This window comes from Kaistella palustris DSM 21579, assembly GCF_000422265.1.
GTDB classification, from domain to species: domain Bacteria; phylum Bacteroidota; class Bacteroidia; order Flavobacteriales; family Weeksellaceae; genus Kaistella; species Kaistella palustris.
The window spans coordinates 99,171-113,672 of the sequence record NZ_KE383812.1 but is presented as its reverse complement, the minus strand read 5'-3'; the positions used below and the strand labels follow the sequence as shown (position 1 = coordinate 113,672).

Annotated in this window: 13 protein-coding genes; 3 read left to right on the top strand and 10 right to left on the bottom strand. The window is 44.2% G+C overall.

Annotation, left to right across the window (positions count from 1 at the left end):
• Window positions 1-12 precede the first annotated feature (12 nt).
• Both H562_RS0110585 and H562_RS0110570 read left to right on the top strand, forming a co-directional pair.
• Window positions 13-966, top strand: coding sequence for a GSCFA domain-containing protein (locus H562_RS0110585; protein WP_027377486.1), 954 nt, complete (start codon window positions 13-15; stop codon window positions 964-966).
• A 368-nt stretch (window positions 967-1,334) separates the two neighbouring features.
• A complete protein-coding gene (locus H562_RS0110570; protein ID WP_027377484.1) occupies window positions 1,335-2,099 on the top strand; it encodes a TatD family hydrolase in 765 nt (254 codons plus the stop codon).
• A 55-nt stretch (window positions 2,100-2,154) separates the two neighbouring features.
• Here the strand turns inward: H562_RS0110570 and H562_RS0110565 are convergent, their stop codons facing one another.
• The 8 genes from H562_RS0110565 to H562_RS0110530 form a co-directional block, all read right to left on the bottom strand.
• On the bottom strand, window positions 2,155-3,408 hold the full coding sequence (locus H562_RS0110565) for a DEAD/DEAH box helicase (protein ID WP_027377483.1): 1,254 nt from the start codon (window positions 3,406-3,408) through the stop codon (window positions 2,155-2,157).
• Window positions 3,409-3,584: 176 nt separating this feature from the next.
• Complete coding sequence (locus H562_RS0110560) at window positions 3,585-4,856, bottom strand: cation:proton antiporter (RefSeq protein WP_027377482.1); 1,272 nt, start codon at window positions 4,854-4,856, stop codon at window positions 3,585-3,587.
• Window positions 4,857-6,137: a DUF389 domain-containing protein gene (locus H562_RS0110555; protein ID WP_027377481.1), complete on the bottom strand. Its 1,281-nt coding sequence runs from the start codon at window positions 6,135-6,137 to the stop codon at window positions 4,857-4,859.
• A 193-nt stretch (window positions 6,138-6,330) separates the two neighbouring features.
• Complete coding sequence (locus H562_RS0110550) at window positions 6,331-8,088, bottom strand: APC family permease (RefSeq protein ID WP_034691082.1); 1,758 nt, start codon at window positions 8,086-8,088, stop codon at window positions 6,331-6,333.
• A 60-nt stretch (window positions 8,089-8,148) separates the two neighbouring features.
• On the bottom strand, window positions 8,149-8,637 hold the full coding sequence (locus H562_RS0110545) for a DUF6438 domain-containing protein (RefSeq protein ID WP_027377479.1): 489 nt from the start codon (window positions 8,635-8,637) through the stop codon (window positions 8,149-8,151).
• A gap of 89 nt (window positions 8,638-8,726) precedes the next feature.
• Window positions 8,727-9,710 (bottom strand): GTPase ObgE, encoded by a 984-nt coding sequence (gene obgE, locus H562_RS0110540; protein WP_027377478.1) that lies wholly within the window; start codon window positions 9,708-9,710, stop codon window positions 8,727-8,729.
• A gap of 78 nt (window positions 9,711-9,788) precedes the next feature.
• Entirely contained in the window at window positions 9,789-10,367 is a 579-nt protein-coding gene (locus H562_RS0110535) for an adenylate kinase (RefSeq protein WP_027377477.1), read from the bottom strand.
• Window positions 10,368-10,423: 56 nt separating this feature from the next.
• Complete coding sequence (locus H562_RS0110530) at window positions 10,424-10,978, bottom strand: phosphoribosyltransferase (RefSeq protein ID WP_027377476.1); 555 nt, start codon at window positions 10,976-10,978, stop codon at window positions 10,424-10,426.
• A gap of 172 nt (window positions 10,979-11,150) precedes the next feature.
• Here H562_RS0110530 and H562_RS0110525 point away from each other — a divergent pair, with 172 nt between their 5' ends.
• On the top strand, window positions 11,151-12,437 hold the full coding sequence (locus tag H562_RS0110525) for an adenylosuccinate synthase (protein WP_027377475.1): 1,287 nt from the start codon (window positions 11,151-11,153) through the stop codon (window positions 12,435-12,437).
• A gap of 36 nt (window positions 12,438-12,473) precedes the next feature.
• Here H562_RS0110525 and H562_RS0110520 read toward each other — a convergent pair whose 3' ends face one another.
• Window positions 12,474-13,295 (bottom strand): N-acetylmuramidase domain-containing protein, encoded by an 822-nt coding sequence (locus H562_RS0110520; RefSeq protein WP_027377474.1) that lies wholly within the window; start codon window positions 13,293-13,295, stop codon window positions 12,474-12,476.
• Between the two features lie 15 nt (window positions 13,296-13,310).
• Window positions 13,311-14,453, bottom strand: a complete 1,143-nt coding sequence (locus tag H562_RS0110515; RefSeq protein WP_027377473.1) for a hypothetical protein — start codon at window positions 14,451-14,453, stop codon at window positions 13,311-13,313.
• Between the last annotated feature and the right edge of the window lie 49 nt (window positions 14,454-14,502).

The following is a 14,502-nucleotide window of genomic DNA, read 5'->3' as shown; positions in this document are numbered from 1 at the left end:
GATTCTTACCCCATGAAATTCCGCACTGAAGTCAGTATTGAAAATTCCGCTGAAAAGATAGAACCGGACGACCGGATTTTTTCGGTCGGTTCGTGTTTTTCCAGTGAGATGAGTGCGCTGTTTGAGACAGGTCAGCTGCAGAGTTTATGCAATCCTTTCGGTACGCTTTTTAACCCGTATTCCATCAATACAGCGCTGCGGAAACTGCACGATTCCGCCTTTTATACGGAAGAGGATCTGATCGCTTACAATGATGCTTTTATCTCGCTCGATCATCATACCTCGTTCACCACAGGATTTGCTCATCAGACGCTGGAGAAGATCAATACGCAGATTGAGCGCGGTAATTATTTTCTTCAAAATACGAAATGGGTGCTGATCACCTATGGCAGCTCATTTATTTATGAATTTCTGCCAAAGAAAAAATATGCCGCGAACTGCCATAAAATTCCCGGGAAATATTTCGAAAAAAAACTCCTCACGCATCTGGAGCTCACCGATTCTGTTTACGAAACGATCGTCAGTTTAAAAGATATCTGCCGCGAAGATGTTCAGATCCTGTTCACGGTTTCGCCCGTGCGCCACACCAAAGACGGCATGACGGAAAATACGCTGAGCAAAGCAAAACTGTTCACGGCACTGCACGAAATTATTCTGCAGTTCGACAACTGCCATTATCTTCCCGTTTATGAAATGTTGCTCGATGACCTTCGTGATTACCGTTTTTACAAAGATGACCTCATTCATCCCAATTCGCAGGCGATACAATATATCTGGGAAAAATTTGGCGCTGCTTATTTTTCGGATGAAACCAAAGATTTTATCACTGAAAATTTTAAAATTGCCAAAGCCCTGGCGCACCGGCCTCTTGATGATAAATCGCTGAAACATCAGCAGTTTTTAGAACTTTTGAAAGAAAAAATGAAATTACAGCAGGCGAAAGTAAAACACAGGATTTTTGAATGATAAAAGCCACTCCGGAAAATTTTAAGCTGGCCGCAAAACTGACATTTGTAAATGCAGCGGTCACTTTTGTTTCCTTCTTTTCAGATGAAAAGCTTCCTAAATCGGTGCTTAATTTTCTAATTATATTGGTGGCCACGGCGCTCACTGTTTTATTTGGTTTTTTAATGTTGTGAAAGGTGAGCTGGATCAAATATGTAATTTTGATTTTTACCGCGATAAAAGTCTGGGGTATAATCAGAGATCCCGATTATTATTTAGCAGGCGGAAATGTTCTGCAGATTTTAATTGTGCTGATTTCCGTAATTTTGCAGTTCTGTACTTTGTTTTTACTCTTTAAAAAAAATCCCCGCCCTGAAATAAGTTAAGAAATGATCGATACACATACCCATTTATATACTGAAGAGTTTGATAACGACCGCGATGAAGTGATTCAGCGTGCGCTGAGCAAAGGCATAACGCAGTTCTACCTGCCCGCGATCAATTCCGAAACGCATGATAAAATGCTCGAGCTTGAAGCGCAGTTTCCGGGTAAGATGTTTGCGATGATGGGCCTTCACCCATGTTATGTAAAAGCCGACACCTGGACTGAAGAACTGGAGCTTGTAAAAAGTCATCTGAATAAAAGATCTTTTCCGGCGATCGGCGAGATCGGTATTGACCTGTATTGGGACAACTCCACCCTGGAAATCCAAACCAAAGCTTTCGAGCAACAGATTGACTGGGCCATAGCAATGGATCTGCCGATCGTGATCCACACCCGCGAAAGCTTTGATGAAGTTTTTGAAGTTCTGGAACGGAAGAAACATCCGAAACTGCGCGGTATTTTCCACTGCTTTTCGGGCGACCTTGAGCAGGCGAACCGCGCGGTCGGACTTGGTTTCAGTTTGGGGATTGGTGGCGTGGTCACTTTTAAAAACGGAAAGATCGACCAATTCTTAAAGGAAATCCCTCTGGAAAAAATCGTGCTGGAAACAGATTCACCTTATCTGGCGCCGGTGCCGCACCGCGGAAAGCGCAATGAGAGTTCGTATCTAGATCTCATTGCCGGGAAACTTGTCAACATTTATAGCAAAGATTTTTCGGAGATCGACAGGATCACCACCGAAAACGCGCTGAAGATCTTCGGCAAATAATCTTTAAAACAAAAAAAACCGGACCCCGTAAAAAGGTCCGGTTATAAAGTTTCGCTTACTTGTTCCGGGAAAAATTGCTTTTGTTGTTCGGCTTTTTGTAGCCAATGTTTTCCTTAGTCTGCGGTCGGGGTCGCGGTGTAAAAGATTTGTTGTTGGAATCTCTTTTCTGAACCACCAGATTATCCGTATGATAAGGGTGATCTTTCTCAACCGGAATTTTCTTGCCGATGAGTTTTTCGGTATCCTTTAAATTCAAAAGATCGAGGCCATCTACAAAAGAAATTGAACTTCCCTCGGCGCCCGCTCTTCCGGTTCTGCCGATACGGTGCACATAGGTTTCAGCCACATCTGAAAGTTCGTAATTCACCACGTATTTCAGTTCATCAATATCGATCCCACGTGCTGCAATATCTGTGGCCACGAGGATTCTGGTTTTTCCTGACTTAAAGTTATTGAGCGCGTTCTGTCGCTGGTTCTGTGATTTATTGCCGTGAATGGCTTCTGCGGAGATCTTGTCTTTCTGGAGTTTCCGCGCGATCTTATCGGCACCGTGCTTTGTCCGTGAGAACACCAGAACTGAATCGGAAATGTCATTCTTCAAGATATGCGTCAGCAGATCGAGCTTGTCATCTTTCTCCACAAAATACACTTTCTGCTGAATGGTGTCTGCCGTAGCAGAAACCGGGGCAACCTCCACTTTCACAGGATTGGTAAGCATGGAATCAGCAAGCTTGTTGATCTCTGCAGGGAAAGTCGCGGAGAAAAATAAAGTCTGTCTTTTTGGCGGAAGCAGTTTGATGATCCGTTTCACATCGTGTACAAAACCCATATCGAGCATCCGGTCGGCTTCATCCAATACGAAAACTTCGAGATGTTTGAGGGAAATGATGCCCTGAGAAATAAAATCGAGCAGACGGCCCGGTGTGGCCACCAGAATATCGACACCGCGGCGTAGTGCCGTTTCCTGTGCGCCCTGTTTCACGCCTCCAAAAACCACAAGATTCCGAAGCTTTAAATTTCTGCCGTAGGCATTGAAGCTTTCTTCGATCTGAATCGCGAGTTCACGTGTAGGTGTAAGAACAAGTACTTTAATATTGTTGTTACGGATGTTTTTCTGGTGTAGATTCTGTAAGATAGGAATCGCAAAGGCTGCGGTTTTCCCGGTGCCTGTTTGTGCAGTACCCAAAAGGTCGCGGCCCTGTAAAATACTGGGAATGGCTTTTTGCTGAATGGGCGTGGGGTTGGTATAACCTTCCTGCTGAAGCGCATCGAGGATGGGCTTAATTAAGTTTAAGTCTGTAAATAGCAAATTTTTAAGTATTAAAAATGATGCGGACGAAGCGGTTTACTTCTACATTTTTAGCTTGAAAACAACCTGAAAAGGAGTTACTGTTTTCTATTTGAGTAACGGTAAATTACTGAAATGGCTTTGGAATGCCGCGGAATATGGTGCAAAGATAATCTTTTCTGCGCAGAAAATACGGATTAATGTCGTGCTGACTTTTCCCATGATGGCTGCATTTTTCTCAGTATCTTTTTTGCCAGGGTTCCAATCGTAGTGCCCTGAACCAACACGCTGAAAGCCACACAGATATATGTGACGATCAGCAGTACATCCTTGACTTCGGAGGCCGGCAGCGAAAGTACGAGTGCCAGTGAAAGTCCGCCGCGTAAGCCACCCAGGATGATAACGTCGGCTTCAGGTTTGGGCATTTTCAGAACAGTGAGTGATGTTTTCCGCGGAATGTTTACGGTGAAATAGCGGGACACCATTAATATTAAAATTGTAAGCACACCTAATACCATGTACTTTAAATTAAAGTCGAGCACAACGAGTACCAGAGCGATCAGTAAAAAGAGCAGTGCATTGAGAATGATCTCCAGCAGTTCCCAGAATTTGGCGACATACTCCTTGGTCTCATTGCTCATGGCGACATCTTTCCGGAAGTTCCCCACCATTAAACCCATGATCACCATAGCCAAAGCACCGGAAATATGGATCTGTGCAGAAATAAAATAACCCAGCATTACAAAAGCGAGCGTAAGTAAGACCTCCGTCTCATAGTGATTGATGCTTTTCAAAAGGTAATGCAATATGTAACCTAATACCAAACCAAACACAATCCCACCGCCGGCTTCCTGCAGGAAAAGAAATCCGAAATGCGGAAAATCAAAAACAACTGCACCGGCAGAGATCATCTGCGTGAGCGCGATGAAAATTACGACACCCACGCCGTCATTAAAAAGAGATTCTCCCACGAGGGTGACTTCTATTTTTTCGGGAACGTCGGCCTGCTTTAAGATACTTAACACCGCAATTGGATCGGTGGGCGAAATTAGCGCGCCAAAAATCAGACAGTATAAAAATGGTATTTCCAGCCCCAGCCAGTGCGCGACATAGAAAAAAGCGACTGCTACAAACAGCGTGGAAAATATAACACCACCCAGCGCCAATACCGTAATGTCTTTTAAATATTTTCTTAAGGTAAACCAGTTCGTATGCATGGAACCTGCAAAAAGCAGAAAGCCCAGGAATATATTTAAAACCGATTTACTGATGTCGGTATTAATCACCAGTTCCCTGATCTGATCGAAAGGTACACTGTAATACGATTTAAGGACAAGAGCGACAAGTGAAAAAAGCGAGGACAGAAAGAACAGGCCGATGACAAACGGCAGTTTGATGAAACGCTGATTGAGGTAGGCAAAAAATGCCGACAGCGAAATGAGAATGATGATGTAGTTGTACGAGGGCATTTAGCGTTTGTATATTTCTAAAGTGTCGGCTTTCAGCTTTATCTTCAGCCAGTTACGGAGCGTGGTGATTTGCGGAGCGGTTAATCTCCTGTCGGCTTCATAGAACGCTACGGGAATTATTTTCGAAGAATCCGTCTGTGGGTACACTTCCTGTTTTGCCACTGAAATGGATTTAAGGTCGGGAAGGATGGCTTTGGCTTCGGGGTAAAGGTTTTGCTGCCCGAAAGTATATTTTTTAAGCAGATTCTGCAGTTCCTGTATGGCGGCAGTATTCTGATCGGTAATTTCGTTGGTCTCCAGGTTACTGGTTTTGGCCTGGGCGAGAAAGGCACTGTCCTGCCGTATGATGACCTGGGTATTGCTGATGTTGTAATCTTTCAGTTTGCTGTTGACTTCCTTAATCTGCGCTGCGGAAAATTTCCGGGTGAGAAATGCCAGTTCGATTTTCTTTGGATTTGTGGAGTACGTGGTCTTTTTATACACGATGGTATTTCCTTTATCTTCGAACTCGCCGGCGATAAAATGGTTTACTTTCTGCTCGTAATTTTGTTGAGTGATGAAACGGTAAGCGAAAAAAACACTCGGAATGATCATCAGCGCAATTATTACAGATATCCACAGTCTGATGCGGTCGGACTTCTTTTTATCAACAAATTCTACGGCCGGATATTTTAAGAATTTTACAATGATGTAGGTAGCAATACAGATAAAGACACAGTTAATGGTATACAGAAAAAGCGCGCCCCCGAAATAGGCGAAATTACCTGTAGCCAAACCAAAGCCGGCGGTACAGAGTGGCGGCATCAAAGCGGTTGCAATGGCCACACCCGGAATCGGGTTTCCCTTCTCAACACGTGTTACGGCGATCACGCCGACAAGACCGCCAAAAAACGCGATCAGCACATCGTAAATGTTGGGCGATGTACGCATGATGATTTCAGAATGCGCTTCTTTGTACGGACTCAGAAAAAAATACAGGAAGGAAACGGCGAGTCCTACAATGGTCGAAAGCAACAGATTCTTAAGCGATTTCCGAAGGAGATGAAAATCGAACATACCGAGCGCAAAACCCGCACCCACAATAGGTCCCATTAAAGGGGAAATAAGCATGGCACCGATCACCACCGCCGTGGAATTCACATTCAGACCGACAGAAGCGACCATAATGGCGCAGGCTAAGATCCAGAGATTGGGGCCGCTGAAGGAAATGTTGTTTTTAACAGTGGTCAAGACCTTTTGCTTGTCCTCTTCACCGTTGTGAAGGTTGAAAATATTGTTCATTTAAAATCTTGATTGAGGACAAATTTAGTAATTAGAAACTGCTCAAAAAGAAAATATATGCTTCCGTCTTGCTGAGTTCGATCCTTTAAACTTTAAAAATAATGCGGAATATTTATTAAAAAGTTCGGCAGTTAAAATTGGCTTGCTTTTCTGTTTTCCATTAAGAAAAGTCAAAAAAAAAAGGGTTTTAAAATTACATGATCAGCCGGACACCACCCAGATCGGCGACGCGGTAACTGAAACGGTTGCTGGGCGAGGCAATGAACATAAAGTTCTTTGGAATGTTCCACTCTTTCGACAATTTCTCGATGAGGTCGGGCGTAAACTCGCCGTAAATCTCCACAAAATCGATATCGATATCCGGATAAGCGCGGTCCAGAACCCGAAGATCCACCTTTAATTCCTCATTGTTTTCGCCTTCCTTCATTACATTTACAATTTTCAGTTTCCGCGTGGTTTCGTTGTCTTCCACATACTGCATGACCTTGTTCAAAATCGCCACGTTGTCTTTTTTGGTAAAAAAAACAAATTCCTGTTCGTTGATCCTGCGGTGCAGGCGGTGCAGTTTTCTGTTGTTGATGACGGCAAACTTCCGGAAAGGGTTGTACATGTTTTCAAGGATTTCGATCACCGCTTTTATGAGGACTGTTCTGTTCAACATGATGATTACAAGTAAAAGGGCAGGGAAGAGGTATTTAAGAAAAGTGAAAAACGCGTTGCTGTTCAGCAGGATATTTCCGTAAAAGGCAATGACGATAAAAGATACGGCCACTACCACCGAAAATATCGAAGCCCGCACAGGTCGCGGCAGTTTTCTTCTTTTTATTTTTAAAAGTAAATTCCCGATGCCAAACAGCGCCATTACCGAAAGGAATGAAAAAGTGTACACTCCGGCGAGCGAGGTCAGATCACCTTTAGTTACAAAAAGTACGGACACACAAAGGATCAGGAAAGCCACCGCAATACGGTAATACGCACCTTTTTTATTTTGTTTTAAGAAAAAGTTCGGTAAGATCCGGTCGAGCGTCATACGGTTTACCAGTCCCGACACCCCGACGAAAGATGTCAGCACCGCACCGCAAAGCACCAGTACCGCATCCACAGCAATGAGGTAGGCGAGCCATTTTCCGCCCGTCATTTCACCAAGATAAGCAAGCAGCGAAGTTTCGTGCGCACCCACGGTAGAGAGCGGCAACACAAAGATAATGATCAACGCCAGGACAGGGTTGAAAAAACTTACGATTCCCCACATATTCCGCAGGGTTTTGCTGAACACACCCTGTTCCTGCTCTTCCACAAAATTTGCGGAACTTTCAAAACCTGAGATTCCCAACATGGCTGCGGAAAAACCCAGAAACAGCGCGGTAATCACGCCACCCGATTTCAGCGGCATGCTCCAGTTCAGGTGTAAGGTTTCGAAATCGTGAGTCGCGATAAACCAAACGCCCGCTATGACAAGTAAACTTAATGATACAAGATGTATGAGAAATATAACCACGGCCACATTTGCGGATTCACCGATCCCCGAAATGGTGAGGTACGTAAAAATGCCCAGTACCACTACGGTTGCAATGACTACATTGAGCCAGGGTAAAAGATTGCTGAGGTAATGCATGGCCTCGCTGGCGGAAATCACGGCAGTTGCCATATAGGACAAAACGGTAAGCGTAGCCGCAATGGAAGCGATTCTTTTTGTTGAGGTATTCAGCAAAACATTGTAAGCGCCACCATTCAGCGGCAAGGCACCTACCACTTCCACATAAATTTTCCGGAAAAGGAAAAGCACCAGTGCCACTACCAACAGTGACAGCCAGGCATATTGCCCCGCATACATTACGGTGAGCGCCGAAACGTAGAGACAGGAAGAGCTGATGTCGTTGCCCGAAATTGCGGTAGACTGCAGCTCGTTGAGTTTTTTATGGGCGGTTTTCAGAGGTTCTGTCGTGTTCATGGTTGAGTTTTGTTAAAAATGCAGAAGTCGTTAAGCCAACAGGTGGCAGACAGAACCGAATCAGTCGCTTACCTTCTCCCAGGTTTGGGACTGTCTTAAACCTTCAAGGAAATTATATAGCTCGCGAAGTTTTGGAGTGCCGTTTTTTCCGTAGTCTTCAATATTTTTTGAAGTGCCGTCGGTGTAATTAATTCTCAGGTAAGCTGTAGGAAGGTCGGACACATTTTTGTTTTTAAACAGATCCGGCAGCGACTTTAAATTCACGTTTTCCAAAAGTGAAAGTAGACGGTTGTAATCTTCCGTTTTTAAAGTTGTTTTAAAGGTACCCTCACGAGGTTTAGAGAATTCATCTTTAGAGTGTCCTTCAGAAAAGGTGAAATGTTCGGCTTCGATCACGGCCGTCCTGTCAGGATTTACGGTAAGTTTAAAGACAGGGCAAAAACCGAAGCAGGCACCTGCTTCATATTGGATTTTTGAATATTTCGAAGAATTTTGGGTGGTACAGGAAACCAAAAGTGCGGCGATCAACAGCGTAATCAGGTATTTCATAAATAAATTTAGGAAAACCCTTCAACTATTACGCCAAAAATACATGTTCAATGCTGTAAAGCCGGACTCAGCCGCAGGAGGAAAAAGCTTTAGCCGTGAAGTTTCTTCCAGATGGCATCTTTCAGTTCCGCCAGACCTTCCTGCGTAACCGCAGAGAAATACAGTGGCTGTCTGTGCTCGGGAAACTCTTTGGAAATCTCGGTTTTCAGTTCCTCGTCGAGAAGGTCGGCTTTAGAAATTGAAATGATAAAATCCTTGTCGATGAGTTCGGGATTATATTCCTTCAGTTCATTCTCCAGTATTTTAAATTCCTGAAAATGACTTTCAGAATCCGCGGGGATCAGGAAAAGCAGAATTGAATTTCTTTCGATATGGCGCAGGAAACGGTGGCCCAGACCTTTTCCTTCGGCGGCACCTTCGATGATACCGGGAATATCGGCCATAACAAAGGATTTGTAATTCCGGTAATCTACAATACCCAGGTTGGGAGTTAAAGTGGTAAAGGCATAATTGGCGATTTTCGGTTTGGCCGCAGAAACTGCCGCAAGAAGCGTGCTTTTTCCGGCATTTGGAAAGCCAACAAGACCCACATCGGCAAGAAGTTTCAGTTCGAAAATAACAAAACCTTCTTCGCCTTCCATACCCGGTTGTGCATAACGGGGCGTTTGATTCGTAGATGATTTAAAATGCTCATTGCCCAAACCGCCTTTGCCGCCGTGCATGATGATGATTTCCTGACCGTCTTCCAGGATCTCAGCGATCACCTCGCCGTCTTCATTTTTAGCGATCGTCCCGAGAGGCACGTCGATATATACATCTTCACCGTAAGCACCGGTCAGTTGATTTTTCTGTCCGTTGTGTCCGCGTTCGGCTTTGATGTGGCGTGTGTAGCGCAGGGGCAGAAGTGTCCATTCATGAGCATTGCCACGCATGATCACGTGACCGCCGCGTCCGCCGTCGCCACCATCGGGGCCGCCTTTGGGAATATATTTTTCGCGTCGGAGGTGCGCCGAACCTGCGCCGCCGTGACCTGATTTACAATGAATTTTAACGTAATCTACAAAATTGGACATAATCTGACTTTCAGGGTTGAGGAAGTAAAATCAAAGTCCCAACCCTGAATTTTTGAACTTTGAATATTAATGGAAACGTTATTTAAGATTTCCTACGGCGGCAAAAAGTTTTTCTGAAATTTCATCGACATCGCCCACACCGTTTATTTCAACATATTTGCCATGTTGTTTATAGAGTTCCGCAACTTCCGCTGTTTTAGCGTAGTACTCGGCAATTCTGGTTCTGATGATTTCCTCGTTTGAATCGTCGGTGCGGCCGCTGGTTTCGCCTCTTTTCAGAAGCCGTGTAACCAAAACTTCATCTTCAACAACCAAAGAAAGACAAACCGAGATTTCATCATTCAGCACTTCCTTCACAATTTTCTCCAGGGCTTCGGTCTGGTTGGCTGTTCTTGGGTAGCCATCGAAAATAAAACCGTTCACGTTGCCGGTTTTCTGTACTTCCTCTTTCAGCATTTCGGTGGTCACTTCGTCGGGAACCAGTTCACCGCGGTCTATGTAAGTTTTCGCCAGCCGGCCGAGTTCGGTGTTGTTTTTCATATTGAAACGGAAGAGGTCACCCGTCGAAATCTGTTTCAAGTTGAATTTCTTAATTAAATTCTGTGCCTGCGTACCTTTTCCGCTGCCGGGAGGACCGAAGAGAACAATATTGATCATATTTTAAAATTTGAATTGAAGCGGCGGTTTATTGGGGCTGCTCCAAAAAGAGTAATTTATTCGTTGATTCGGCCGTCTTCCAGCTGATAAAGATCTTTTAGGTTTCTGCCCAGTTCATCGTAATCCAGACCGTAGCCAAGCACGAACTTGTTCGGAATTTCCTTGCCGATATAGTGCAGTTTGAAGTCTTTTTTATACACATCGGGCTTCAGCAGGAAAGAGGCCAGGCGAACGGATTTCGGACGCTGTGTCTCCTGAAAATACTGAAATAGGCTCTCCACCGTATTTCCCGTATCTACAATATCTTCCACCAGTATGATGTGGCGGTCTTTGATGTCTTTGGTCAGTTCCATTTTCTGGTACACGATCCCTGTCGACTGCGTGCCGGCGTAGGAACTCATCTGAATGAAAGCGATCTCGCACGGTCCCGGATAATGTTTCAGAAGATCGGAAAAAAACAGGATTACTCCATTGAGCACACCGATGAAAACGGGTACTTCATCTTTATAATCTTCGTAGATCTTTAGGGCAGTCTCTTTTACAATTTCCTGAATTTCCGCATCTTTCAGATAGGGAACAAAGGTCTTGTCGTGAATTTTAATGGATTCCATATAATTATTAAGAAAAAGCAAAAATAAGGTTTTTTAAGGAATTTTTTTTAATTAAAAGTTTCCGGTGTCATATTGCAGTCACATTTGTAAAAGTTGCGTTTATTTTTTCTAAAGTTTTGCCCAGCATTTTTAATAAATCTATTTTTGTAACAACCTAATAAAATTATAAAATATGGCAACTTATGTAGTTGTAGGCCTGCAATACGGTGACGAAGGCAAAGGAAAAATCACCGATGTGCTTTCGGCGAAATCAGATTATGTCGTGCGTTATCAGGGCGGCGACAATGCCGGTCACACGGTATATGTGGGCGAAGAAAAATTTGTACTTCACCTGCTGCCTTCCGGAGTTTTGCAGTGCAAAGGAAAATGCATCATTGCCAATGGCGTTGTCGTAAATCCAAAATCATTCATGCGCGAGATTGCCCAGATCGAAGAAAAAGGCATGCGCACCGACCACGTTTTTATCAGCAGAAGAGCCCATGTCATTATGCCTTACCATATTTTACTTGATACCTACCGCGAGGAGGAGGAAGGTGGCACCCAGATCGGCACTACCAAAAAAGGAATCGGGCCGTGTTATGAAGATAAGATCGCCAGAGTCGGCATCAGAATGATAGATCTGCTGAATCCGGAAGTGCTGGCAGAAAAAATCAAGAAAAACCTTAAAACCAAAAATTCCCTTTTTGAAAAATATTTTGAAAAACCAGGTTTGGAATTCCAGGAAATTTATGAGGAATTTTTAGCGATCGGTGAAAAACTGAAAGACCGTATTGTGGATACCGAAGTTGAACTGAATCAGGCCATCCATGAGGGTAAAAATATTTTATTTGAAGGTGCTCAGGCTTTAATGCTCGATATTGATTTCGGGACTTATCCTTTTGTGACCTCGTCATCACCTTCCACAGGTGGTGTGTGTACCGGTGCGGGAGTTCCGCCGACAAGTCTCCAGAACTTGATCGGTGTGGCGAAAGCTTATACTACGCGTGTCGGCAACGGTCCGTTTCCTACCGAACTCGACGATGAACTGGGTGAGAAGATCCGCAAGATCGGTTTTGAATTTGGCGCCACCACCGGCAGACCAAGAAGAACGGGCTGGCTTGACCTTGTTTCACTGAAGCATGCGACCATGATCAACGGTATCAATAATCTGGTGATCACCAAACTGGATGTACTTTCGGGAATATCGCCATTAAAAATAGCTACAGGTTATAAAACAGAAGACGGAAAAATCATCGACTACTTCACGTCATCTACCACAAAACTCTACAATTACGAACCTCAATACGAAGAACTTGAAGGCTGGGACGAGGACATCACCAAGGTTCGCAGCTACGATGAACTGCCGCCAAATGCTAAAAAGTATATCGAGTTTATCGAAAAATATCTGGGCATTAATGTATATTTAGTTTCAGTAGGCCCGGAAAGAAGCCAGAACATCATTCGCAAAGAATTATTTTAAAAACCAAAAGCTGTGAATTTTTTCACAGCTTTTTTATTATGCATACTTCTCGTAGGCTTTCTTCAGTTTTTCGTCGTATTTGTTCTTACGGTAAGCTGCGCCGTTGTATTTTTCGGCAACTTTCGCCCAGTTTTTATTCCTGAGATACGTAAGGATATTATTCACCTCCAGAAACTTGCCGAACGCTTTTAAATGTTCTCTTTCGTGCAGATACATTTTATCTACAAAGGCCTGTACCGACGCATATCCCAGACTTTTGGCGTGGTAACCCATGATCTGGAAACTTCCCCAGGAAGCCGATGCAAGCGCCGCTTCTTTTACAAGTGGGTCCGGGCTGATCGCGATGGCCTGGTTCAGGCGGTCATATTCCTGAACGCCGCCTTTATAGAAAACTTTTGTCCATTTTGGGTAAAGCACGTTTCGGTTTTGAGGGTTGGCTAAACTTTCAGGCTTTATGCCTCTTTTCTGAAGCTGCTGCCAAAAAACATGGCCTTCAAAAAGTATCTTTGGTTTTCCGTTGATCAGAAAACCTTTGCCACAGCTTTCAACTTCATTTACCGCTTTTACGGCTGCCAGTTCCAGATTATAACTTTTGGCGAAATCTTTCAGGTCCTGCTCGCTTAGGAAAAGATCATTGATGTTGAAGATCTTCGAACTCTTATCGAAAAGGACCTGCCAGGTTTTCATCCCGACGATACCGTCCATGACGAGGTTGTTTTTTTTCTGAAAATCCTTTACCGCTGCGTCAACTTCCAGGGTGAAGGAATCTGTTATTTTCAGTGAATAGCCGATCTTGTGAAGCATTTCGCACAGGGTGAAGACTTCGGGTGCTTTGGCTCTGTATTTTAAAGCAATCATGGTTTTTAGTTTAAATTAAACAAAAGGAATTCTGGGCATTTTTTCGCAAACCATACCAATGAGAAAAAAGGATTTAAATTTTATTTCCCCGCGCTGAAGTTTATACTCGCGGATGATTGGATTGGTGTTTGGGACACTCAAGGTGCCGTCGACCACAGCATATTCGTCGGCGCGGAGGCTGATTTTATACTCACCTACAGGCAGGTTTTGGGACACGGTGCCGTTCCGGTCGCTTTCGATATTGTAGATCCTGTTCATTTCGTTATTGCTGTTGGTGCCGATAAGTGAAATACTGCATTTGTACACGGGTTCACTGTTTTTGCTGTCGGAAATCCTGAAAGTAACGTTGGCAACCGATTGTGGCAGCGGCAAAAGGATTGGTATAAATATGCCCTGTGGAAGTTTGGTTTCAGTGATCACGATCGGACGTGGCGGTCGCATGGGTGGAACCTCAGTTTTTGGAGACAGAGGTTTCACCGGTTCAGCGGGATGCAGCGCACTGAGGATGATCGGTCGGGACGAGAGGACTGTCCCCATTTTCATGCGGTCCATTGTTACAGTAGTTACGCCGGGTTTTACCGGATCGCCGGACGTACTTTCGAAAACCCGGGAGCGCAGCACCGGTGGCCGCTGGATGCTGATGGTTTGCGGAGCTGTTTTCTTTGCAAGGTAAGAAAACTGATCCGACTGCAAAGTGCGCTTATCGGTTACGACCTTCAGGAATCGTTCCTTACTGTTCTGGTTTACGAAGAGCTGCTGCTTCATCACCAGCGGACCGAAAAATATCAGGCTGTTTGGCGCGTTTACATCGGTATCGCTCACCGAAGAATCCAGAATGATCTTCAGGTTTTTAATGAGCATCATCGTTTTGGGAAAGGCCGGCAGTTTGTAAGAATCAGAAATTGTTTCGCCGTCGGAAATGGGTTTTGCTTCCTTCCATTCGAAATAATCCGATAACATCACATTCTTATTAAACCAGGATCGCTTCAGGTGTACAAAGGTATATTCAAGTTCAATCCCGTCGATGCCCTTTTCATCGTAATCGATGGATAAAATTTCGGCCGGCAGATTCTCATTGGCGTTTTTGGCGGTGAGATACAGATCTTCCAGTTCCTGCTTTTCGAGTTTTAAGGAATTCCAGCCGGATTCGTTTTCCATAAAATCAAACGGAATGAAATTGATATCGTGAATGGAGGAATTTGTGGTG

Excerpts from the sequence above, each read along its gene's own strand:
- H562_RS0110585 (WP_027377486.1), top strand. The coding sequence starts at position 13 with ATGAAATTCCGCACTGAAGTCAGTATTGAAAATTCCGCTGAAAAGATA.
- H562_RS0110570 (WP_027377484.1), top strand. The coding sequence starts at position 1,335 with ATGATCGATACACATACCCATTTATATACTGAAGAGTTTGATAACGAC.
- H562_RS0110560 (WP_027377482.1), bottom strand. The coding sequence starts at position 4,856 with ATGCCCTCGTACAACTACATCATCATTCTCATTTCGCTGTCGGCATTT.
- H562_RS0110555 (WP_027377481.1), bottom strand. The coding sequence starts at position 6,137 with ATGAACAATATTTTCAACCTTCACAACGGTGAAGAGGACAAGCAAAAG.
- H562_RS0110550 (WP_034691082.1), bottom strand. The coding sequence starts at position 8,088 with ATGAACACGACAGAACCTCTGAAAACCGCCCATAAAAAACTCAACGAG.
- H562_RS0110545 (WP_027377479.1), bottom strand. The coding sequence starts at position 8,637 with ATGAAATACCTGATTACGCTGTTGATCGCCGCACTTTTGGTTTCCTGT.
- obgE (WP_027377478.1), bottom strand. The coding sequence starts at position 9,710 with ATGTCCAATTTTGTAGATTACGTTAAAATTCATTGTAAATCAGGTCAC.
- H562_RS0110535 (WP_027377477.1), bottom strand. The coding sequence starts at position 10,367 with ATGATCAATATTGTTCTCTTCGGTCCTCCCGGCAGCGGAAAAGGTACG.
- H562_RS0110530 (WP_027377476.1), bottom strand. The coding sequence starts at position 10,978 with ATGGAATCCATTAAAATTCACGACAAGACCTTTGTTCCCTATCTGAAA.
- H562_RS0110525 (WP_027377475.1), top strand. The coding sequence starts at position 11,151 with ATGGCAACTTATGTAGTTGTAGGCCTGCAATACGGTGACGAAGGCAAA.
- H562_RS0110520 (WP_027377474.1), bottom strand. The coding sequence starts at position 13,295 with ATGATTGCTTTAAAATACAGAGCCAAAGCACCCGAAGTCTTCACCCTG.
- H562_RS0110515 (WP_027377473.1), bottom strand. The coding sequence starts at position 14,453 with ATGGAAAACGAATCCGGCTGGAATTCCTTAAAACTCGAAAAGCAGGAA.